Here is a 20951-nt window from a genome sequence, read left to right as displayed (position 1 = left end):
AAGCTGCAATCAGATCAGCTGATCCGCCCGCAACAACGTCTCCAGGCAATGCTCCTGCACCCCGTAAAACGCCTTGAGCTGTTCGATCTTCTCCAGCAGGGCTGCGTTATCCCCCGCCTGCCGGCGCTTCACCGCAAGAATCATCTTGTTCTTGTTGGTGTGTTCCAGAGAGATGAACTCGAACACCTTGGTCTCGTAACCACAGGCTTCCAGATACAGCGCACGCAAGCTGTCGGTGAGCATCTCGGCCTGCTGCCCCAGGTGCAGGCCGTATTGCAGCATTGGCTGCAGCAAGCCCGGGCTGTGCAGTTGTGGGCGGATCTGTTTGTGGCAGCATGGCGAACACATGATGATCGCGGCGTTGCAGCGGATGCCCGTGTGGATGGCGTAGTCGGTGGCGATATCGCAGGCGTGCAGGGCGATCATCACTTCGATGGCCTCGGGCACCACAGTGCGCACGTCGCCACACTGGAATTCCAGGCCCGGGTGCTCCAGGCGCTGCGCAGCGGCATTGCACAGGTCGACCATGTCCTGGCGCAATTCCACCCCGGTCACCTGTGCCTGGCGGGCCAGGGTATTGCGCAGGTAGTCATGCATGGCGAAGGTCAGGTAGCCCTTGCCCGACCCGAAATCAGCTACCCGCAGCGCCTGATCAGTCGCTAGCGGGGCGTTGGCCAGGGCATGGTCGAAGACTTCGATGAACTTGTTGATCTGTTTCCACTTGCGCGACATCGACGGGATCAGTGCACCTTGGGCATCGGTCACGCCCAGGTCACGCAGGAACGGCCGCGTCAGCTCCAGGTAGCGTTTTTTCTCGCGGTCATGGCCGCTATTGGCAACCGCTTCACGGGGGGCCTGCGCGCCGTGGCGCTGAAGCATCGGCTTGCCCTTCTTGCTGAAGGTCAGCTGCACTTCGCCGTCGGCATCGAACAGGTGGGCGTTGCGGAAGCTCGCCGGCAGCAACTCGGCGACCAGCGCCTGGGCCTGGTCCAGCCGCAGGTTGCGGGTGATGTCGCGGGTCTGGTGCCGGTAGACCAAGGACAGCTGGGCCTGGCCCTTCACCTGCAGCGGCTTGGCGATGATGCGCTGCAAGGTCTGATCGGCTCCGACATGGCGCGCCAGCACCAGCTTGACCAGGGTGCTGCCGTGCAGCGCGGCACTCAGCAGGTCGAGGAACTGGGCGCGCGCATCCGGCGCAGGGGAAGCGGAAATACTGGCGGACATGGAAAACGGGTGCCTCGGATAGCAGGGGGCGCGTTGCGCGTTGCCGCGCATTCTACACCCTGCAACCGCCGCTTCAGTCGAGAATCACCAGACGGTTGGGCAGTTCGTTGCGTGCATGGGTGCGAGGCACCTGTTGGCACAGCAGTTCGCCGCAGGCATCGATGCATTCGATAAAACCCTGCAAGGTACGCCCTTGGCGCACCTGTTCGGCCAGACGCGCAACCATCGCCGCCCGGGCCTGCGCATCGAGATGGCGATCAATCCCCTGGTCGACGAGGATTTCCACATGCCGCTCGGCCTCGGCGACAAAGATCAGTACCCCCGTGGCACCCTCCGTGCGCTCCAGGTTCTGCTCGCGAAATTGCTGGCGTGCCAGGCTCGAGGCGCGCCAGCGGCGCAAGGTGGCCGGAATCAGCCACACAGCCACACGAGGGCGACGCAGCAACAGGCAAAGGCCGATGAACACCAGCACATTGGCTACCAGCAGCCCACGCACGCCCGGCCAGCCCAGCAGCCAGTGCAGCAGGCCAGGCACGGCCAGCGCCAGCACCGCAGCCCAGAACAGCGGCAGGTAGGCGTAATCATCGGCCCGTCGCGCCAAGACGGTTACCAGTTGCGCGTCGGTGCGCCGCTCGACGCGGGCAATGGCTTCGGCCACCTGGCGGCGTTCGTATTCGTTGAGGGGCGTCATGCCTTCGGTCTCTCAAGCGTTCTTATAGTTGTTTTCCCGGCATTCGGGGCTTCCTCCGCAGCCGACATATTCAGGCATAATCCGCTGCTGGATGAATTACCGGCGAATCGTACAACAAATAGCCGCCTGAAAACTTCGGCCATGCACGTATCCGTTGGATACGGCAAAGCCTCGACAATGGAATTGATAATGAAACTGTCTTTGCTGGGCCTGGCCATGGGCCTTGCCAGCCAGGCGGCCCTTGCCGCCCCATCCGCCCCGCCCCTGCAGGACAAGCAGGCGTTCATCGATCATCTGATCAGCCAGATGACCGAAGCCGAAAAGATCGGCCAACTGCGCCTGATCAGCATCGGCCCGGACATGCCCCGCGACAAGATCCGCGAAGAAATCGCCGCCGGGCGCATCGGCGGGACCTTCAACTCGCGTACCGCCCCCGAGAACCGGCCGATGCAGGACGCCGCCATGCGCAGCCGCCTGAAGATCCCGATGTTCTTCGCCTACGACACCATCCATGGCGAGCGCACCATCTTCCCGATCGGCCTGGGCCTGGCCGCCAGCTGGGACATGGACGCCATCGCCAAGGTTGGCCGCACCTCGGCCATCGAAGCGTCGGCCGATGCCCTGGACATGACCTTCGCGCCAATGGTCGACATCGCCCGAGACCCGCGCTGGGGCCGTACCAGTGAAGGCTTCGGCGAAGATACCTACCTGACCTCGAAGATCGGCCAGGTAATGGTCCGCTCGTTCCAGGGCAGCAGCCCGGCCAACGCCGACAGCATCATGGCCATCGTCAAGCATTTCGCCCTGTATGGCGCGGTGGAAGGCGGGCGCGACTACAACACGGTGGATATGAGCCTGCCGAAGATGTACAACGACTACTTGCCGCCCTACCGCGCCGCGCTCGACGCTGGTGCTGGCGGGGTGATGGTAGCGCTCAACTCGATCAACGGCGTGCCAGCCACTTCCAATACCTGGCTGATGAACGACCTGCTGCGCAAGCAGTGGGGCTTCAAGGGCGTGACCATCAGCGACCACGGCGCCATCCAGGAGCTGATCCGCCACGGTGTCGCCCGCGACGGCCGCGAAGCTGCCAAGCTGGCGATCAAGGCCGGCATCGACATGAGCATGAACGACACCCTGTATGGCGAGGAACTGCCTGGGCTGCTGAAGTCCGGCGAAGTGACCCAGCAGGAGTTGAACCAGGCCGTGCGCGAGGTGCTCGGCGCCAAGTACGACATGGGCCTGTTCAAGGACCCGTACGTGCGCATCGGCAAGGCCGAAAGCGACCTGAAGGACTACTACGCCGAAGACCGTCTGCACCGCGACGCCGCCCGCGACGTGGCACGCCGCAGCCTGGTGCTGCTGGAAAACCGCAACCAGACGCTGCCGCTGAAAAAGGCCGGCACCATCGCATTGGTCGGCCCGCTGGCCGATGCGCCGATCGACATGATGGGCAGCTGGGCTGCCGACGGCAAGCCGATGCATTCGGTCACCGTGCGCGAAGGCCTGCGCCGCGCTGTCGAGGGCAAGGCGAAGCTTGTGTATGCCAAAGGCTCCAACGTCACTGGCGACAAGGCCATCCTCGACTACCTGAACTTCCTCAACTTCGATGCCCCGGAAATCGTCGATGACCCACGCCCTGCGGCCGTGCTGATCGATGAAGCGGTCGAGGCTGCCAGGCAGTCCGATGTGGTCGTGGCCGTGGTCGGTGAGTCCCGTGGCATGTCCCACGAGTCGTCGAGCCGAACCACCCTGGAAATCCCCGCCAGCCAGCGCGAGCTGATCAAGGCCCTGAAAGCCACCGGCAAGCCGCTGGTACTGGTGCTGATGAACGGCCGCCCGCTGTCGATCAGCTGGGAGCGTGAACAGGCCGACGCCATCCTCGAAACCTGGTTCTCCGGCACCGAAGGCGGCAACGCCATCGCTGACGTGCTGTTCGGCGATTACAACCCGTCGGGCAAGCTGGCAATCACCTTCCCGCGCTCGGTCGGGCAAATCCCGATGTACTACAACCACACCCGCATCGGCCGCCCATACACCCCCGGCAAGCCAGGCAACTACACCTCGCAGTATTTCGAAGAACCCAACGGCCCGCTGTACCCGTTCGGCTACGGCCTGAGCTACAGCAGCTTCGAGCTGTCGGGCCTGGCCCTGTCGAGCAAGGACCTCAAGCGTGGCGACACCCTGGAGGCCAAGGTGACGGTGAAGAACACCGGCAAGCTTGAAGGCGAGACGGTGGTGCAGCTGTACCTGCAGGACGTCTCGGCGTCGATGAGCCGCCCGGTCAAGGAGCTGAAGAACTTCCAGAAACTGGTGCTCAAGCCTGGCGAATCGCGGACCTTGTCCTTCCGCATCAGTGAGGAAGAGCTGAAGTTCTACAATGGCCAACTGCAGCGGGTGGCCGAGCCTGGCGAGTTCAATGTGCAGGTCGGGCTGGATTCCGAGGCCGTGCAGCAGCAGAGCTTCGAACTGCTGTAACTGAAAGCTTGCCTGTACCGGCCTCTGTGGCAGCGGGTTCATCGAGCCGTCGAACCGCCGCGAAGAGGCCGGTACTGATATCCCCATCACCCGGATCCGCCCCATGCCCTTTTCCTTTCGCGCCCTGCGTCTGGGGCTGATCACCCTGCTCATCGTACTCGGCACTGTGTTAAGCGCCGGCTGGGCCATGCACCAGGCCAAGCGCCAGGCCATGGAAGACGACGCCCGCCGCGCCAGCCAGCAACTGGTGCTGTACGCCAATGCCCTGCACACCCTGATCGACCGCTACCGCGCCCTGCCCGCCGTGCTGGCACTGGACCCGGAACTGATCGAGGCCTTGCGCGGCCCGGTCAGTGAGCAAACGCAACACGCGCTCAACCTCAAGCTCGAACGCATCAACGGCGCCGCCAACTCTTCGACCCTGGAGCTGCTCGACCGTACCGGGCTGGCCGTCGCCGCGAGCAACTGGCGCCTGCCGACCACCTACGTTGGCTCCAATTATGGCTTTCGCCCCTACTTCAAGCAGACCCGCAGCCAGGGCAGTGGCCGCTTCTATGCGGTTGGCGTGACCAGCGGTGTGCCGGGCTACTTCCTGGCCAGTGCGGTCAGCGATGAACAGGGGCGCTTCCTCGGCGCCATGGTGGTCAAGCTGGAGTTCCCTGAGCTCGAACGCGAATGGCGCCAGGGCAGTGACATCCTGCTGGTCAGTGACGCCCGCGGCATCACCTTCATCGCCAACCAGGAAGGCTGGCGCTACCGCGAACTCAAGCCACTCACAGGCGCCGACCGCGCCGAGCTGGCCGAAACCCGCCAGTACGACAAGCAGCCGCTGGTGCCGCTTCAGCATCAGGTGCTGACTCGCTTTGCCAGCAACAGTCATCTGAGCCGCGTGCAGGGCCCTGATGGCAGCGCCGAGTTCCTTTGGGAGAGCCTGCCGCTGGAAGGCGAAGACTGGACCTTGCACCTGCTGCGCAGACCCCAGGTCGAAGCTGCCGGCCGCAACGCTGCACTGGGTGCTGCAGCGGTGTGGCTGAGCCTGGTGTTCGCCGCGCTGTTCGTCAGCCAGCGTCTGCGCCTGGCGCGCCTGCGCCAGCGCAGCCGCGAAGAGCTCAAGCGCCAGGTCGAGGAACGTACGCGTGAGCTGCGCACCGCCCAGGAAGGCCTGGTGCAATCGGCCAAACTGGCTGCCCTGGGGCAGATGTCGGCGGCCATGGCTCATGAGATCAACCAGCCGCTGACCACCCAACGCATGCAACTGGAAACCCTGCGTCTGTTGCTTGACCACGGCCGTTACGACGACGCGCGCAAGGCCCTCGAACCGCTGGAGCAGATGCTCACGCGCATGGCTGCCCTGACCAGCCATCTGAAGACCTTCGCCCGCAACAGCCCGGTCGGCCTGCGTGAACGCCTCGACCTGGCCACCGTGGTCGACCAGGCCCTGCACTTGCTGGACACCCGCATACGCAGTGAGGAAGTCGAGGTGGCCCTGTACCTGGCACGCCCGGCCTGGGTCCGGGGCGATGCCATCCGCCTTGAACAGGTATTGATCAACCTGCTGCGCAACGCCCTCGATGCCATGGCCGACAAACGCTACAGGCGCCTGGAGGTCCGCATCGAACCGGATCATGGGCAGTGGCGCCTCAGCGTGCTGGACTCCGGCGGCGGCATTGCCGAAGCTGACCTGGCCAAGGTCTTCGACCCGTTCTTCACCACCAAGCCGGTAGGCGAAGGCCTGGGCCTGGGCCTGGCGATTTCCTATGGCATCATCGTCGAAGCTGGCGGCCAGTTACACGCCGAGAACCTGCCGGGCGGCGCCCGGTTGAGCATGACCCTGCCCCGTGACCTGGAGCCTGTATGTTGAATTCAGTGATCGTCGTCGATGATGAAGCCAGTATCCGCACGGCGGTCGAGCAGTGGCTAAGCCTATCGGGCTTCAGCGTGCAGCTGTTCGCCCGTGCCGAAGACTGCCTGGCCCAGCTGCCCGCGCATTTTGGCGGGGTGATCATCAGCGACGTGCGCATGCCGGGCATGGGTGGCCTGCAGCTGCTCGAACGCCTGCAGGGGGATGACCCGGACCTGCCGGTGATCCTGCTGACCGGCCATGGAGATGTGCCGATGGCGGTCGAAGCGATGCGCAACGGCGCCTATGACTTCCTGGAAAAGCCGTTTACACCGCAACATTTGCTGGGCAGCCTGCGCCGCGCACTGGAGAAACGCCAGCTGGTCCTGGAGAACCGACGGCTGCACGAGCAGGCCGACCTCAAGTCACGCCTGGAAACGACCCTGCTGGGCATGTCCCAGGGCTTGCAGCAGTTGCGCCGACAGGTGCTGGACCTGGCCGGCCTGCCGGTCAATGTGCTGATCCGCGGCGAGACTGGTAGCGGCAAGGAGCGCGTAGCGCGTTGCCTGCACGACTTCGGCCCGCGTGCCGAAAAACCGTTTGTCGCGCTGAACTGCGCGGCCATCCCTGAAGCGCTGTTCGAAGCCGAACTGTTCGGCCACGAAAGCGGCGCCTTCACCGGCGCCCAGGGCAAACGCATCGGCAAGCTGGAATACGCCAACGGCGGTACGGTATTCCTCGACGAGATCGAGAGCATGCCGCTGGCCCAGCAGGCCAAGCTGTTGCGGGTGATCCAGGAACAGAAGCTGGAGCGGCTGGGGGCTAACCAGAGCATCAGCGTCGACTTGCGGATCATTGCCGCTACCAAGCCCGATTTGCTTGAAGAAGCCCGTGCCGGGCGTTTCCGCGAGGATCTGGCCTATCGCCTGAACGTGGCGGAACTGCGCCTGGCGCCGCTGCGTGAACGGCGTGAGGACATCCCGCTGCTGTTCGAACATTTCGCCCGCGCAGCAGCCGAAAAGCTGGGGCGCTCGGCGCCACCCCTGAGCGGTGCGCAACTGGCGCAGCTGCTGTCGCATGACTGGCCGGGCAATGTGCGTGAGCTGGCCAATGCCGCAGAGCGACATGCCCTGGGGTTAGGCTCGCCGAACATCGAGGTGACACCTGCTGGCCAATCGCTGGGCGATCAGATGGAAGCGTTCGAAGCACAGTGCCTGCGTGCAGCATTGCGTCAGCACGGGGGCGAGATCAAGGCAGTGATGGAAGCGCTGCAACTGCCTCGGCGCACGCTGAACGAGAAGATGCAGCGGCACGGGTTGGTGCGCGAGGACTTTCTTCAATAAGCGGTTTATTGCCTATCAGCCACAGCAGATAAGCGGAAATCCGCTTATCCAACCCTGGATGGACAAAGGGGCCGTTCCGCAGCCATTAGCCATCATCCAGCGCCCGCGGGCCCTTCGCCCCCATTTGGATCGCTACGCACCCATTTGGCACACCTTCTGCAATTGCCCAGGCCAGCTGCGCTTCGGCGCGCTCCACAAAAACAACGAGAAGGTATCCCTGATGGATAACGCCACCTCCCTGCCAGCCGGAGCGGCCGTCACGCCCGCCGCTGAAAAAACCACCGCCAGCCGCCTGAAGTCGATCTTCAGTGGTTCCATCGGCAATATGGTCGAATGGTACGACTGGTACGTCTACGCCGCGTTCTCGCTGTACTTCGCCAAAGCCTTCTTCCCCGCCGGCGACTCCACCGCCCAGTTGCTCAACACCGCTGCGATTTTCGCCGTGGGCTTCCTGATGCGCCCGATCGGTGGCTGGCTGATGGGCCTGTACGCCGACCGCAAGGGGCGCAAGGCTGCACTGATGGCCTCGGTGCTGCTGATGTGTGCCGGCTCCCTGGTGATCGCCCTGACCCCCGGCTATGAAACCATCGGCGTCGCCGCGCCGATCCTGCTGGTCATCGCACGCCTGATGCAAGGCCTGTCGGTGGGCGGCGAATACGGGACCTCGGCCACCTACCTCAGCGAGATGGCCAGCAAGGAGCGCCGTGGCTTCTTCTCCAGCTTCCAGTACGTGACGCTGATTTCCGGCCAGCTCATCGCCTTGGCGGTACTGATCATCCTGCAACAGACCCTGACCACCGAGCAGCTGTATGCCTGGGGCTGGCGCGTACCCTTCGTGATCGGTGCCCTGTGCGCAGTGGTTGCCCTGTACCTGCGCCGCGGCATGGAAGAAACCGCTTCTTTCACCAAGAAGGAAAAGGCCAAGGAAAGCCTGATGCGCACCCTCATGCGCCACCCCAAGGAGCTGCTGACCGTGGTCGGCCTGACCATGGGCGGCACGCTGGCCTTCTACACCTACACCACCTACATGCAGAAGTACCTGGTCAACACCGTGGGCATGAGCATCAGCGATTCGACCACCATCTCGGCGGCCACGCTGTTCCTGTTCATGTGCCTGCAGCCGGTGATCGGTGGCCTGTCCGACAAGATCGGCCGTCGCCCGATCCTGATCGCTTTCGGCGTGCTCGGCACCCTGTTCACCGTGCCGATCCTCAGCACCTTGCACACCATCCAGACCTGGTGGGGCGCGTTCTTCCTGATCATGGCAGCGCTGATCATCGTCAGCGGCTACACCTCGATCAACGCAGTGGTGAAGGCCGAGCTGTTCCCTACCGAAATCCGCGCCCTCGGTGTTGGCCTGCCGTACGCGCTGACCGTGTCGATCTTCGGCGGCACTGCCGAGTACGTGGCGCTGTGGTTCAAGAGCGCCGGTATGGAAAGCGGTTTCTACTGGTACGTCACGGCGTGCATCGCTTGCTCGCTGCTGGTGTATGCGACCATGAAGGACACCAAGCAGCATTCGCGGATTACTGCTGACTGAATGTGATTCCGTAACGAAAAAGGGCGCCCTCTAGAGGGCGCCCTTTTGGTTTGTCATGAAGACACCCGTGATCAGGACATTTCCAGCACCTGACGCGGTTCACGCTTCTGGTACCAGGTCGCCATCAGCACCAGCACCAGCAGCACACCGCCCAACACTGCGGAAGAACCGATGGTGCCGAAATCCAGCCCGCCCTTCTCGTGCGGCTTGGTCAGGACGTCGCCGAGGGTTGCGCCGAATGGGCGGGTCAGCACGAAAGCCACCCAGAACAGCACCACACCCGGGATGCGTGTCCAGTAACGGGCCAGTACCACCAGGGCGATGGCGCTGCCGACCAGCAGTGCGCCACCGGCAAAGCCCAGACCCGAGTCGTCCGCCAGGTAGTCACCCAGCGCGGTACCCAGGGTGTTGGAGAACAGGATGGCGATCCAGTAATAGATTTCACCGGTGCGGTTCTTGATGCGGGTGACGTCAAGCGGGTTGCCGCTCAGGCGCCAGACCAGGAAGGTCAGCAACAGGATGCCGATCAGGATTGCCGAGCCTGCGGCATAGCCCAGACCCAGGGTGCGGTCCATGAAATCGGACATGGTGGTGCCGGCCGTGCTGGTGGAGAGGATCACCAACCAGTACAGCATCGGGTGATAGCGGCGCGAAAACAGCTGGCCGAACAAGGTCATCAGGAACACGCTGATCAGCACCATCGAGCTGACGGCATAACCAACGTTGAGGGTCATCGACAGCAGATCACCGGCAGTTTCGCCAAGGGTGGTGGCGCAGATCTTCATGACCCAGAAGGCCAGGGTGATTTGCGGAAGTTTGTTCATTGTTCACCGCTCCGGAATGAGGTGCGGCGATGGTGCTGAGCAGAGCCTGAAAAATCGGTTGGCGATATATGAAAAAAGCGTCATACGCTGTTACAAATTAAGATTTTTCGTTCTTAACCGCCGATTAATCCCACTCCATCAATCTGCAATGGCTGGCGAAGCATTGCGCTCGCCTCGGGTTTGAAGCACCTCACGCAGAGGCATCGGCACCCGCTGATTTGCATAGCGTGCGACCACATATATCTGATAATTCGATTTTTAAGCGCGATTTTTTGCGCTTTTTAATCAAATTAATCGGCGTAGCATTAAACCCATAGAAACAAACAACCTCTCGCACCCAAAGGAGCAACGACCATGAAAAGCAAACTGATCCTCACCCTGGCCCTCTCGGTATTCGCTGCTGGCGCCTTCGCCGAAGATGGCTTCGACCGCACCAACGCCCACACCTTCGCCGCCGCCCAGACTCAATCGACCAGCTACGCAGAAGACGGCTTCGACCACACTGGCGCACAACGTTTCGCCGAAGATGGTTTCGATCACACCGGTGCTCAGCGCTTCGCCGAAGACGGCTTCGATCACACCAACGCCCAACGCTTCGCCGAAGACGGCTTCGACCGCACCAACGCCCACCGCATCAGCTGACCCTGTTGTGCGCTACCAGCCCGGCCTCGGCCGGGCTTGATCATTTCCAGACGGCCAATGGCTTGGCACACTAGGCGCCTCGTTCCAAGGATGCTGGCAGATGTACTACTACGAACCCGCCAAAGGCCACGGCCTGCCCCACGACCCATTCAATGCCATCGTCGGCCCGCGCCCGATCGGCTGGATCTCCTCACAGAGCCGGGACGGCCAGCTGAACCTCGCGCCGTACAGCTTCTTCAATGCCTTCAACTACATTCCACCGATCATCGGGTTCTGCAGCGTCGGGCGCAAAGACAGCCTGAACAACATCGAGCAGACCGGTGAGTTCGTCTGGAACCTGGCTACCCGGCCACTGGCCGAGCAGATGAACCAAAGTTGCGCGGCCGTCGCCGTCGATATCAACGAGTTCGAACTGAGCGGCCTGACTGCGGTGGCATCGAACATCGTCAAGGTGCCGCGCGTGGGCGAAACGCCAGTGGCCTTCGAATGCAAGGTGAGCCAGATCGTCCAGCTCAAGCGCGCCGACCAGGCACTGGTGCCGAGCTGGTTGATCCTGGGTGAAGTGGTGGCGGTGCACATTGCCGAACACCTGCTGAAGAACGGTATCTACGACACCGCTGCCGCCGAACCGATCCTGCGTGGCGGTGGCCCGGCGGATTACTTCGAGTTGGGCAACCTGTTCAAGATGGCACGCCCACAGGCCTGATCACCAGATCAGTTCGCCTTCCTCGCCCACGCCCTGCAGGCGTGCGAGCTCGGCGCAGGCGGCTTCGTCAGCCGCCACGGCGCTTTTGAACACTTGCTCGCCGAGTACCTTGTGAAAGCGCGGCGCGCCGCCCATGCCCAGGGCCTTGACCGCGATAGCGGCGTAATAGCCCCCGCCTTCCACCGGGACCATCGCCGAAACCGCTTCGAAATGCGGGAATTCTCTACGTGCCATGTTGCCTTCCGCCTGTTGATCGAGGGGCGGCATTCTAACCGTGTTTCAATCGAAGGTATGCAAGTCGAGGCTGCTGACGACCTGCGCCTGGACCAGTTCGCCGAACACATTGAGGGTGGGCGAGGCAAAGTAGCCACTCATCGCCTGCTGATCCTGCCAGCTACCGCTGAGCAGCCACAGGTCGGCGTCGGCCTGGGAGCGCTGCACGCTGAAGCTCAGGCAACCCGGGGTGCGTAATGACGGCTCCAGCAGGTCGCGCAGGCGGGCGCCGAGTTCTGCGGAGCGACCGCTGCTGGCACGGATGAAAGCCAGATGGGTGACCGGTTGTCGTAGGGTCATTGCACGATCTCCTTGAAGCAAGCGGGCGGAAATACCAGGCTGCCAAGATTAGGGGCTGGCGCACGCGACGCGTTAGGCCATTACTGCTCCGCGATTGCCTGATCCTGCAGCGCGGCAGGATCAGGCAATCGACGTGCAGCTTTCGACTAGCGCCTGTCATTGCCCAAACCTATGCTGCGTCGGTCAGCAGAGGAAAGCCATCATGACCACAGCCCCGTCCATCGACCCGACACTGGAATTACAACGCCAGGAACTGGCCGACCTGATCCGCAGGCACGCCGGTGAACCCTTCGGCCCCGCCTCGGCCATCGACGACCTGTATCTGGTGCGCTACACCGAAAACGTCCGATCGGTGCCGACCCTAGCACAACCGGCGTTGTGCATCCTGGCGCAAGGCAGCAAGAGCCTGTTCCTCGGCGACGAGCAATACGCCTACGACCCGTTGCATTACATGGTGGTGTCGGTGACCCTGCCGCTGAGCGGCGTGAGGCTGGACGCCAGCCCGGAGCACCCCAGCCTTGGCTTGCGCATGGACCTCGACCCGGCCGAAATCAGCCAGCTGATCGCAGAGAGCGGGCCGATGCTGGTGCCCAACCTGCCCTCCGGTCGCGGCCTGTATGTGGAACGCACCGATCCGCAGTTGCTCGATGCGCTGCTGCGGCTGGTCCGCTTGCTGGATTCCCCGCGCGACATCGGCATGCTGGCGCCGCTGATTCGTCGCGAGATTCTTTACCGCCTGCTACGTGGGCCGCAGGGTTATCGCCTGTACGAAATCGCCTTGGCCAACAGCCAGACCCACCGGGTGAGCCAGGCCATCACCTGGCTCAACCAGAACTTCCAGCAGCCGCTGCGCATCGAGGACCTGGCCCGCGAGGTCAACCTCAGCACCTCGACCCTGCATCACCGCTTCAAGGCCGTGACCTCAATGAGCCCGCTGCAATACCAGAAGCAACTGCGCCTGCAGGAAGCGCGGCGGCTGATGCTCAATGATGGGCTGGAAGCAGCGGTGGCGGCCTACCGGGTGGGCTACGAAAGCCCTTCACAGTTCAGCCGGGAATACAGCCGGCTGTATGGTGCACCGCCGATTCGTGACGTCGCCCGGTTGCGGGCCAGCGCCGGCTGATCTAGCCCGCTACTGCCACCTGCCACTGGTTCTGGTCGACCTGGATCAAGGTCGGCCCCTTGCGCGCCACCGCCTTGCCAAGCGCAGCCTGCAGCTGCACGACATCGGCCACGTGCGCGGCCTCGGCACCCAGCGCCCGTGCCACGCCAATGAAGTCTGGGGTATAAATATCCACCCCGACCGGCTCGATCGCCCGATTGACCATGTACTTCTTGATTTCCTCGTAACCCTGGTTGTTCCACAGCAGCACGATCAGCGGCACCTGCGCCTCCACCGCGCTGGCAAGCTCTGGCAAGGTGAACTGCAGCCCGCCATCGCCAATCAGGCAGACCGTCGGCGCACGCTCGGCCGCTTGCTCGGCGCTGCCCAGCCAGGCGCCCATCGCCGCTGGCAGGGCGTAACCCAAGGTGCCGTAGCCGGTCGAAGCATTGAACCAGCGGCGCGGCTGATCCATGTCCAGGGTCAGGTTGCCGGTGTACACCGGCTGCGTCGAATCACCGACCAGAATGGCGTTGGGCAGGCTTTGCAGAATGCTGTTCAGCAGGCGCGTCTGGCTCAGCGTCGGCTGGTCCCAACCCGTTGCCAACGTTTCACGCAGGCGCTGCGCACGGCCAACGCCCCATCCCTCGGCAAGCACCGGCGCGGGTAGCTGGCGCAACGCCTCGAGCAGGGACTGGGCAGCCAGTTCGGCATCCGCGACCAGCGCCAGCTCCGGCAGATAGTTGCGCACTGTCTGGTCCGGGTCGATGTCGATGCGCAGCAAGCTGCCGGGAATCTTGAAACCGCCCTTGAAGGTGACGTCATAGTCGGTCTCGGCCAGCTCGGTACCAATCGCCAGCACCACATCAGCTTCTTCCACCAGCTCACGGGTAGCCACCAGCGATTGGGTCGAACCGATCTGCAACGGGTGGCTGGCCGGCAGCAGGCCCTTGGCATTGATGGTCAGCGCCACCGGTGCCTGCAAGTGCTCCGCCAGCAGCGCCAGTGGCGCTCCGGCAGCCAGTGCACCGCCACCCGCCAGGATCAACGGGCGGCGGGCCATGGCCAGGCGCTCGGCCATGGCGGCTACGGCCTGGGGCGCGGCACCTGCGCGGGCACTGCGCACAGGACGGCCAGGCAGCAGATGGTCGGCGGGCTCGACCAGCACGTCCAGCGGGATCTCGATATGCACCGGCCGTGGGCGGGCGCCATCGAACACGGCAAAGGCCCTCGCCAGCACCTGGGGCAGGTCATCGGCGCTCATCAGCGTCTGCGAGAACGCCGCCACGCCCGCCACCAGCGCGGCCTGGTTCGGCAGTTCATGCAACTTGCCACGGCCCCCGCCCAGTTGATCGCGCGACTGTACGCTGGAGATCACCAGCATCGGGATCGAGTCGGCATAGGCCTGGCCCATCGCGGTGGTGATGTTGGTCATGCCCGGGCCGGTGATGATGAAGCACACGCCTGGTTTGCCGCGAGTACGCGCATAGCCATCAGCCATGAACCCGGCGCCCTGCTCATGGCGCGGGGTGATGTGGCGGATCGACGAGCCCGCCAGGCCGCGGTAGAGCTCCACGGTATGCACGCCGGGAATGCCGAAGACATGGTCCACACCATAGCCTTCAAGGAGTTTGACCAGTACTTCGCCGCAGGTTGCCATCGGGTTTCACCTAAGATCTTGTTGGGGAGAATCTTGTTGCAATCTATGCCCATTGGACCCAAGCCAGTGCTACCGCCACAAGGCAAAAAAACACATACTAGCCATGTCCTGTAATCATGGCTCAGCGCAATGAAACGGCTACCGCCCCTGCCCGCCCTCTACACCTTTCTGGTCACCGCCCAGCATTGCAATTTCACCCGCGCCGCGCAGCAGCTACACATCACCCAGGGCGCCGTGAGCCGGCAGATCGCTGGGCTTGAGGAACACCTGGGCTACGCCTTGTTCCAGCGTCAGGCGCGAGGCCTGAGCCTGACCCGCGAGGGCCAGGACTGGCTGCCACGGGTCCAGCAGATCTTCAGCCTTGTCGAACAGGGCGTGCGTGAAGTGGGTGGGCGCAGCGCTACCTTGCAGCTCAAGGCACCGACCTGCGTGATGCGCTGGCTATTGCCACGGCTGATGGAGTGGCAAGCGCTGCGGCCGGACGTGCCGGTCGAGCTGACCACCACGGTGCAGCACGGTGTGGACTTGCGCCGTGAGGGGTTCGATGCCGCTGTAGTCTATGGCGATGCGCCAAACCACGGGCTGCGGGTGCGCAAGCTGTTCGATGAACAACTGACCCCGGTGTGCGCGCCTTCGCTGTTGAAGGGGCCCGTTGCGCTGCAACGGATCCAGGACCTCGCCCGCCACATGCTGTTGCATCCATCACGGGATGAGCATGACTGGCGGCTGTGGCTACAGGCAGCAGGCGTGGACCTGCAGGCGCAGGGGCCGAAACAGCATTTCGAGACGCTGGACATGGCGATGGCCATGGCTTCGCAGGGAACCGGGGTGGCGATTGGTGACTGGGCGCTGATTGCTGATGACTTGCACGGTGGGCGGCTGTGCACGCCGTTTGCGCTGAAAGTACAGACCGGCAAGGGGTATTACCTGGTGAGTCAGGCAAAGGGCTTGCCGCCAGGCTTGTTGGAGTTGCTCGATTGGCTGGAAAACCGAGCCCGCCTTTGATGGCCTCTTCGCGGGCACGCCCGCTCCCAACGCAAAGTCTTCAAGACATGTGCCGAACCTGTGGGAGCGGGCGCGCCCGCGAAACAGACAACTCAGTAGCCGACGGTGAAACGCTGGCGTGAGTGCGCAGGCTTTTCCAGCTCATCGAGCATGGCAATGGCGAAGTCGGCAAAGGTGATCGTGCTTTTGCCATCCGCACCGATCAGCAGATGGTCCTTGCCCAGCTTGTAGTGCCCGCTGCGCTCGCCTTCGACGAACTCCGCCGATGGCGACAGGAAAGTCCAGTCAAGCGTCGTCTCCTGGCGCAGCACGTCGAGAAAGCGCACGCCGGCACTGGCTTCAGCCTTGTAGGCTTCGGGGAAGTCCGGGCTGTCGATTACACGGTGCCCGGAAGGCAACAGCAGGCTGCCCGCCCCTCCCACGACCAGCAGGCGCTTGACCCCGGCACGTTTGACCGGTTCGATGATGGCGTGAGGTTCGAGGGTGGAAAAGTGTGCTGCACTGAGCACCGCATCGGCCCCCGCAACCGCCTGCTGCAAGGCCGCGCTGTCCTTGGCATCCAGCGCCTGGATGGTGACACCCTCACGCCCCTGCAACTTCGACGGGTCCCGGGCGATAGCCACCACGCTATGGCCACGGCGCAGGGCTTCTTCAAGCAATTGGCTGCCGGCACGGCCGGTGGCTCCGATGATTGCGATTTTGCTCATGGATCGATTCTCCAGCAGTTGAACAACGAGTGCACACAGCTTAGTTGCCCGATCCGTGACAAAAAATGCGATGCTCAGACATAGTTTGTTTCTGAAATCGGGCAAATCATGGACCGTCTCAACGCCATGCGCGTTTTCGTCACCGTTGTCGACCTGGGCAGCCAGTCGGCAGCGGCAGAGCACCTGCAGCTGTCGCGGCCAGTGGTGTCGCGCTACCTGGCCGAACTGGAGGACTGGGTTGGCGCACGGCTGATGCAGCGCACCACGCGCAAGCTCAGCCTGACCGCCGCCGGCCAGGAAACCCTGCCCCGCTGCCGACAGTTGCTGGAACTGGCGGGCGACCTGCAGGCCGCTGTGCAACAACCGGAAGATGCGCCAAAGGGTGCCCTGCGCATCAGCGTCAGTACGTCGTTTGGCCAGGCACAGCTGGTGAATGCGGTTGCCGATTATGTTCGGCGCTACCCAGCCGTGAAGGTTGAACTGCAAATGCTCGACCGCACGGTCAACCTGGTGGACGAGCGGATCGACCTGGCGATCCGCACCAGCAACGATCTGGACCCGAACCTGATTGCCCGGCGCCTGACCGTGTGTCGCTCGGTGATCTGCGCATCGCCCGCCTACCTGCGCGAGCATGGCACGCCGCAACGGGTCGAAGAACTGAGCCAGCACAACTGCCTGACCCATGCCTATTTCGGCCACAGCCTGTGGCATTTCGAGGTGGGCGGCCAGCAGATCGCGGTGCCGGTGCAAGGCAACATCAGCGCCAACGAGGTCATGACCCTGCAGAACGCGACCCTGGCAGGCGCCGGTATTGCCATGCTGCCTACCTACCAGGCGGCCACCGCCCTGCGCAGTGGCGCACTGCAACGCCTGCTGCCCGAAGCACGGCCACGGGAGCTGAACCTGAACGCGGTATACACCTCGCGCAAGCATATGCCGGCAACCTTGCGCAGCATGCTGGATTTTCTGGTGCATCGGTTCAAGGACGAACCGGAGTGGGACCGCGACCTGTACTGACCTTCTCGCAGGTTCAGCTGCCGCCCGTCACTTGAGCGGCGCCACGCCGATCATTCCTCGACGCTCATGTACTCCTTGGCCCAGCGAATATAGTCCTCAGGCTGGGTGTAGGTGTGCGAAAGCTCTGTGGCGCTCAGGTTCTCGGACTTGTTCTGCTGGCCGCGCTGCAGGCGCAGGCAGTCATAGGTGGCCTTGATCGCGGCAAAGTAGGCGGCATGGCCATCGACCACGATACGCACGCCCAGGCGAGCGAGGCGCTCGTCGTCGCGCAGGGCAGGGTTGGCGTAGGTCACCAGCATCAGCGGCACGGTCAGGTGTTCGGCAATCTGCTCCAGCTGCTCGAAATCCTTCACACCGACCATGCAGATACCGTCGGCACCCGCCTTCTGGTAGCTCTGGGTGCGGACGATGATTTCCTCGGTGGAGAGCACCCCGGCGTTGGTCCGGGCGATGACCGACAGCGACGAGTCGACACGCGCTTCCAGGGCCGCACGGATCTTGCCCACCCCCTCCTCGACCGAGATCAGGTCAGTGGACTTGCGCCCGAACTGGGCAGGCAACAAGGTGTCTTCGATGGTCAGCGCAGCTACACCGGCGCGCTCCAGTTCGATGACCGTGCGCATGACGTTGAGTGCATTGCCGTAACCGTGGTCGGCATCGGCAAGCACCGGCAGTTGTGCCACGCGGCCAATGCGGGTGGCCTGCTCGACGAACTCGCTCAAGGTGATCAAGGCGAAGTCCGGTGCGGCCAGCACCTGCAATGAAGCCACCGAACCGCCGAGGATGCCGACTTCGAAGCCCAGGTCGGCAGCGATGCGCGCCGACATCGGGTCGAATACGGAGGCGGTGTGGTAGCAGGCCCCTGAAGCGAGCAGCTCGCGGAAGGCAAAACGCAGATCTTGATGGGAAGCCTTGGGCATGATCACTCCGCTTATATATGTAGAAATTGAACGGTTGCTACCGACCCCTGAATCGGGTCTACCTGACCTGTTCCAACCGTCGCCATCTGGGCGGTCATGCTCGACATGCAGGCAGAGGAATAAAAGGTGTGGGAGACAGTGGCCTGACAACCTGCGACAAATTGCTGCACCAAGCTGGTGCAGGCCGCGGCTTTCAGCCCCTGTGGCATACCAACGATATCACGCAGCCATGCTGCTCTGGATGAATGCGCCAATGCCGATCTTGCATAGGCGATGCAGATAGTACATAGGAAGCTACCTAACTCGGGTTACAATCGCCCTATCGCGTCACCCTTCCAGACAAGGTACTCCCGTGACAGCCGCCCTGCCCCCGACCGTCCTGCGCAACGTGCTGACCGCCCTGATGCTGGCGATCTTCCTTGGTGCCCTTGACCAGACCATCGTCGCCGTGTCGCTGCCGGCCATCTCGGCCCGGTTCAACGACGTCGGCCTGCTTGCCTGGGTGATTTCCGGCTACATGGTGGCGATGACCGTAGCCGTGCCGATCTACGGCAAGCTGGGTGACCTGTATGGCCGGCGGCGGATGATCCTTACAGGCATCAGCCTGTTCACCCTGGCCTCGATCGCCTGCGCCCTGGCTCAGGACATGCAGCAGCTGGTCATGGCGCGCGTGCTGCAAGGCATCGGTGCCGGCGGCATGGTGTCGGTGAGCCAGGCGATCATCGGGGATTTCGTGCCACCGCGTGAGAGGGGCCGTTATCAGGGCTACTTCAGCAGCATGTACGCCGTGGCCAGCGTGGCCGGGCCTGTGCTGGGCGGCTGGCTGACCGAATACCTGTCCTGGCGCTGGGTTTTCTGGATCAACCTGCCGCTGGGCCTGCTCGCGCTGTGGGCGATTCGTCGCGCCCTGGCCGGCATGCCAGCGCAGCACCGCCAGGCCCGGGTGGATTACCTCGGCGCCGTGCTGCTGATTCTCGGCCTGGGCAGTTTGTTGCTGGGCATTACCCTGGTCGGCCAAGGGCAGCCCTGGACCGCCCCTCCCGTGTTGGCATTGTTCGCCTGCGCGGTGCTTGGACTGGCCTTGTTCGTCGGCCACGAGCGTCGCTACGATGAACCGCTGCTGCCCATGGACCTGTTCGGCAACCGGGTGGCCGTGCTGTGCTGGGGGGTGATCTTCTTCGCCAGTTTCCAATCGATCTCGCTGACCATGCTGATGCCGCTGCGCTACCAGGGCATCACTGGCGCCGGTGCCGACAGCGCAGCATTGCACCTGCTGCCTCTGGCCATGGGCTTGCCCCTGGGCGCCTTCACCGGTGGCCGCATGACCAGCCGCACCGGGCGCTTCAAGCCACAGATTCTGGCCGGTGCCGTGCTGATGCCCATGGCAATCTTCGCCATGGCCATCACGCCCCCTCAGTCTGCCTTGCTCAGTGCCGTGTTCATGCTGCTGACCGGTATCGCCTGCGGCTTGCAGTTCCCAACCTCGCTGGTGGGCACGCAAAGCGCGGTGCAAAGCAAGGATATCGGCGTGGCCACCAGCACCACCAACCTGTTCCGCTCGCTCGGCGGGGCCATGGGCGTGGCCTGCATGTCCAGCCTGTTGCTGGCGCTGCTGCAGCAAGGTGGTTTTGAATTGCTGGGCAACCCGCTGCTGGGGAGCCTCAAGGCCGGTGAGGCGGACCCGCTGACGCAGTTGAAGCTGCTGGAGACGTTCCGTCACCTGCTGCTGGGCAGTGCGGGGATCGCGCTGCTGGGGCTGCTGGCCGCCCTGGCGCTGCCGGACCGGCAATTGCGCGGCCGTTGAGGGCGGCGTAGCGGCTAAAAAAGTATTAATACCCACTTAATAGGCAGGGGAAACACTTCCTCACAATCCTTAACAAAGTGTCATTTGCGCAACGCAGGGCTCAAGCGCAGCATATCCAGCCCGGCATCGACCCATTTTTCCGCGTCGGGCAGCAGTTCGAAACTGTCCGGCAGCAGCAACCAGCGCCCGATCAGGCCATCGACATAGGCGAACAAGGCCACGGCTGCTCGCTCTATATCCAGCTCCGTGGGTAGCTGGCCACGGCGCACGGCATTGGCCAATGCCAGCTTGATGCCCACATGGCAATCCAGTACCGCGCCTTGGCGCTGCTGGCGAATTTCACACATGTCGTCGGTGAACTCGCACTTGTGATGCAGGATTTCATTGATACGCCGGGTACGGGCGTCCAGTACCAGCTCGTTGAGTACCTGCAGCAACAGCTTGCGCATGCAGCCGAGCGGGTCCAGTTCGTCTTCACTTTCGCTGGCCCGCGCCAGATGGTCATGGGTTTCATGCAGGCTGTCGAGCAGCGCCTGCACCAACTCCGCCTTGTTGTTGAAATGCCAGTAGATCGCCCCTCGGGTCACGCCCGCCAGTTCGGCGATGTCGGCCAATGTGGTGCGCGCGACGCCGCGCTTGTAGAAGGCCCTTTCCGCTGCCTCGATAATCTGGGCGCGGGTCTCCTGGGCTTCTTCTTTGGTTCGACGGACCATGGCAGTGCAACCTCATCTGGGCCCGCTGCGCTGTGCAGGCGGGGAAAACCGCCGGGGTCACCTCTGCAGGGTGACTCTCGGATGGGCTAATCAAGGGCTGCGGTAGTAGCCAAGTACTACCCAGCGGTATTTACAAACAACCGTGAATGTAAGTATATTCGT

Annotated in this window: 19 protein-coding genes; 10 read left to right on the top strand and 9 right to left on the bottom strand. The window is 63.3% G+C overall.

Features of this window, described 5'->3' with window-relative positions; translation table 11 throughout:
- Positions 1–9: 9 nt before the first annotated feature.
- Positions 10–1224, bottom strand: coding sequence for a class I SAM-dependent methyltransferase (locus L6D64_RS06890; protein WP_176505972.1), 1215 nt, complete (start codon positions 1222–1224; stop codon positions 10–12).
- Positions 1225–1297: 73 nt separating this feature from the next.
- Positions 1298–1915, bottom strand: a complete 618-nt coding sequence (locus tag L6D64_RS06885; RefSeq protein ID WP_176505971.1) for a TPM domain-containing protein — start codon at positions 1913–1915, stop codon at positions 1298–1300.
- Positions 1916–2101: 186 nt separating this feature from the next.
- Here L6D64_RS06885 and bglX point away from each other — a divergent pair, with 186 nt between their 5' ends.
- The 4 genes from bglX (at position 2102) to L6D64_RS06865 (ending at position 9116) form a co-directional block, all read left to right on the top strand.
- Positions 2102–4393 carry a beta-glucosidase BglX gene (gene bglX / locus L6D64_RS06880; protein ID WP_176506045.1) on the top strand — a complete coding sequence of 764 codons (2292 nt, stop codon included), beginning with the start codon at positions 2102–2104 and terminating at the stop codon, positions 4391–4393.
- Positions 4394–4496: 103 nt separating this feature from the next.
- A complete protein-coding gene (locus tag L6D64_RS06875; RefSeq protein ID WP_176505970.1) occupies positions 4497–6254 on the top strand; it encodes an ATP-binding protein in 1758 nt (585 codons plus the stop codon).
- Positions 6248–7576 carry a sigma-54-dependent transcriptional regulator gene (locus L6D64_RS06870; protein WP_176505969.1) on the top strand — a complete coding sequence of 443 codons (1329 nt, stop codon included), beginning with the start codon at positions 6248–6250 and terminating at the stop codon, positions 7574–7576. Before L6D64_RS06875 ends, L6D64_RS06870 begins: the two co-directional genes overlap by 7 nt.
- 220 nt (positions 7577–7796) lie before the next feature.
- The gene (locus L6D64_RS06865) at positions 7797–9116 is read left to right on the top strand and encodes an MFS transporter (protein ID WP_176505968.1); all 1320 of its coding nucleotides are present in this window, start codon (positions 7797–7799) and stop codon (positions 9114–9116) included.
- Between the two features lie 71 nt (positions 9117–9187).
- Here L6D64_RS06865 and L6D64_RS06860 read toward each other — a convergent pair whose 3' ends face one another.
- Entirely contained in the window at positions 9188–9940 is a 753-nt protein-coding gene (locus tag L6D64_RS06860) for a COG4705 family protein (RefSeq protein ID WP_176505967.1), read from the bottom strand.
- A 354-nt stretch (positions 9941–10294) separates the two neighbouring features.
- Between L6D64_RS06860 and L6D64_RS06855 the strand changes: the two genes are divergently transcribed.
- Together L6D64_RS06855 and L6D64_RS06850 are read left to right on the top strand one after the other, a co-directional pair.
- Positions 10295–10582, top strand: a complete 288-nt coding sequence (locus tag L6D64_RS06855; protein ID WP_176505966.1) for a hypothetical protein — start codon at positions 10295–10297, stop codon at positions 10580–10582.
- A 100-nt stretch (positions 10583–10682) separates the two neighbouring features.
- On the top strand, positions 10683–11288 hold the full coding sequence (locus L6D64_RS06850; RefSeq protein ID WP_176505965.1) for a flavin reductase family protein: 606 nt from the start codon (positions 10683–10685) through the stop codon (positions 11286–11288).
- Here L6D64_RS06850 and L6D64_RS06845 read toward each other — a convergent pair whose 3' ends face one another.
- Both L6D64_RS06845 and L6D64_RS06840 read right to left on the bottom strand, forming a co-directional pair.
- Entirely contained in the window at positions 11289–11522 is a 234-nt protein-coding gene (locus L6D64_RS06845) for a hypothetical protein (protein ID WP_236192360.1), read from the bottom strand.
- A gap of 45 nt (positions 11523–11567) precedes the next feature.
- Positions 11568–11861: a putative quinol monooxygenase gene (locus L6D64_RS06840; protein ID WP_176505963.1), complete on the bottom strand. Its 294-nt coding sequence runs from the start codon at positions 11859–11861 to the stop codon at positions 11568–11570.
- Between the two features lie 202 nt (positions 11862–12063).
- On the opposite strand from L6D64_RS06840, the gene L6D64_RS06835 reads away from it, so the two are divergent.
- Positions 12064–12984, top strand: coding sequence for an AraC family transcriptional regulator (locus tag L6D64_RS06835; protein WP_176505962.1), 921 nt, complete (start codon positions 12064–12066; stop codon positions 12982–12984).
- A gap of 1 nt (position 12985) precedes the next feature.
- Here the strand turns inward: L6D64_RS06835 and L6D64_RS06830 are convergent, their stop codons facing one another.
- Positions 12986–14623 (bottom strand): 5-guanidino-2-oxopentanoate decarboxylase, encoded by a 1638-nt coding sequence (locus tag L6D64_RS06830; protein ID WP_176505961.1) that lies wholly within the window; start codon positions 14621–14623, stop codon positions 12986–12988.
- 129 nt (positions 14624–14752) lie between these two features.
- Here L6D64_RS06830 and L6D64_RS06825 point away from each other — a divergent pair, with 129 nt between their 5' ends.
- A complete protein-coding gene (locus L6D64_RS06825; RefSeq protein WP_176505960.1) occupies positions 14753–15628 on the top strand; it encodes a LysR substrate-binding domain-containing protein in 876 nt (291 codons plus the stop codon).
- A 92-nt stretch (positions 15629–15720) separates the two neighbouring features.
- On the opposite strand, the gene L6D64_RS06820 is transcribed toward L6D64_RS06825, so the two are convergent.
- Positions 15721–16335: an NAD(P)-dependent oxidoreductase gene (locus L6D64_RS06820; protein WP_176505959.1), complete on the bottom strand. Its 615-nt coding sequence runs from the start codon at positions 16333–16335 to the stop codon at positions 15721–15723.
- A 108-nt stretch (positions 16336–16443) separates the two neighbouring features.
- Between L6D64_RS06820 and L6D64_RS06815 the strand changes: the two genes are divergently transcribed.
- A complete protein-coding gene (locus L6D64_RS06815; RefSeq protein ID WP_176505958.1) occupies positions 16444–17352 on the top strand; it encodes a LysR family transcriptional regulator in 909 nt (302 codons plus the stop codon).
- Between the two features lie 50 nt (positions 17353–17402).
- Here L6D64_RS06815 and L6D64_RS06810 read toward each other — a convergent pair whose 3' ends face one another.
- Positions 17403–18272, bottom strand: coding sequence for an isocitrate lyase/PEP mutase family protein (locus L6D64_RS06810; RefSeq protein WP_176505957.1), 870 nt, complete (start codon positions 18270–18272; stop codon positions 17403–17405).
- 352 nt (positions 18273–18624) lie between these two features.
- Between L6D64_RS06810 and L6D64_RS06805 the strand changes: the two genes are divergently transcribed.
- Positions 18625–20076, top strand: coding sequence for an MDR family MFS transporter (locus tag L6D64_RS06805; RefSeq protein WP_176505956.1), 1452 nt, complete (start codon positions 18625–18627; stop codon positions 20074–20076).
- Positions 20077–20156: 80 nt separating this feature from the next.
- On the opposite strand, the gene ttgR is transcribed toward L6D64_RS06805, so the two are convergent.
- Complete coding sequence (gene ttgR, locus L6D64_RS06800) at positions 20157–20789, bottom strand: efflux transport transcriptional regulator TtgR (protein WP_176505955.1); 633 nt, start codon at positions 20787–20789, stop codon at positions 20157–20159.
- Positions 20790–20951: the final 162 nt, after the last annotated feature.

This window comes from Pseudomonas urethralis, assembly GCF_021602465.1.
GTDB classification, from domain to species: Bacteria; Pseudomonadota; Gammaproteobacteria; order Pseudomonadales; family Pseudomonadaceae; genus Aquipseudomonas; species Aquipseudomonas vlassakiae.
The sequence above is the reverse complement of the archived record's forward strand: the minus strand, read 5'-3'. Positions and strand labels throughout refer to the sequence as shown.

Excerpts from the sequence above, each read along its gene's own strand:
- ttgR (WP_176505955.1), bottom strand. The coding sequence starts at position 20,789 with ATGGTCCGTCGAACCAAAGAAGAAGCCCAGGAGACCCGCGCCCAGATT.
- L6D64_RS06825 (WP_176505960.1), top strand. The coding sequence starts at position 14,753 with ATGAAACGGCTACCGCCCCTGCCCGCCCTCTACACCTTTCTGGTCACC.
- L6D64_RS06875 (WP_176505970.1), top strand. The coding sequence starts at position 4,497 with ATGCCCTTTTCCTTTCGCGCCCTGCGTCTGGGGCTGATCACCCTGCTC.
- L6D64_RS06855 (WP_176505966.1), top strand. The coding sequence starts at position 10,295 with ATGAAAAGCAAACTGATCCTCACCCTGGCCCTCTCGGTATTCGCTGCT.
- L6D64_RS06840 (WP_176505963.1), bottom strand. The coding sequence starts at position 11,861 with ATGACCCTACGACAACCGGTCACCCATCTGGCTTTCATCCGTGCCAGC.
- L6D64_RS06835 (WP_176505962.1), top strand. The coding sequence starts at position 12,064 with ATGACCACAGCCCCGTCCATCGACCCGACACTGGAATTACAACGCCAG.
- L6D64_RS06870 (WP_176505969.1), top strand. The coding sequence starts at position 6,248 with ATGTTGAATTCAGTGATCGTCGTCGATGATGAAGCCAGTATCCGCACG.
- L6D64_RS06850 (WP_176505965.1), top strand. The coding sequence starts at position 10,683 with ATGTACTACTACGAACCCGCCAAAGGCCACGGCCTGCCCCACGACCCA.
- L6D64_RS06860 (WP_176505967.1), bottom strand. The coding sequence starts at position 9,940 with ATGAACAAACTTCCGCAAATCACCCTGGCCTTCTGGGTCATGAAGATC.
- L6D64_RS06820 (WP_176505959.1), bottom strand. The coding sequence starts at position 16,335 with ATGAGCAAAATCGCAATCATCGGAGCCACCGGCCGTGCCGGCAGCCAA.
- L6D64_RS06830 (WP_176505961.1), bottom strand. The coding sequence starts at position 14,623 with ATGGCAACCTGCGGCGAAGTACTGGTCAAACTCCTTGAAGGCTATGGT.
- L6D64_RS06845 (WP_236192360.1), bottom strand. The coding sequence starts at position 11,522 with ATGGCACGTAGAGAATTCCCGCATTTCGAAGCGGTTTCGGCGATGGTC.
- L6D64_RS06890 (WP_176505972.1), bottom strand. The coding sequence starts at position 1,224 with ATGTCCGCCAGTATTTCCGCTTCCCCTGCGCCGGATGCGCGCGCCCAG.
- L6D64_RS06885 (WP_176505971.1), bottom strand. The coding sequence starts at position 1,915 with ATGACGCCCCTCAACGAATACGAACGCCGCCAGGTGGCCGAAGCCATT.
- L6D64_RS06865 (WP_176505968.1), top strand. The coding sequence starts at position 7,797 with ATGGATAACGCCACCTCCCTGCCAGCCGGAGCGGCCGTCACGCCCGCC.
- L6D64_RS06815 (WP_176505958.1), top strand. The coding sequence starts at position 16,444 with ATGGACCGTCTCAACGCCATGCGCGTTTTCGTCACCGTTGTCGACCTG.
- L6D64_RS06810 (WP_176505957.1), bottom strand. The coding sequence starts at position 18,272 with ATGCCCAAGGCTTCCCATCAAGATCTGCGTTTTGCCTTCCGCGAGCTG.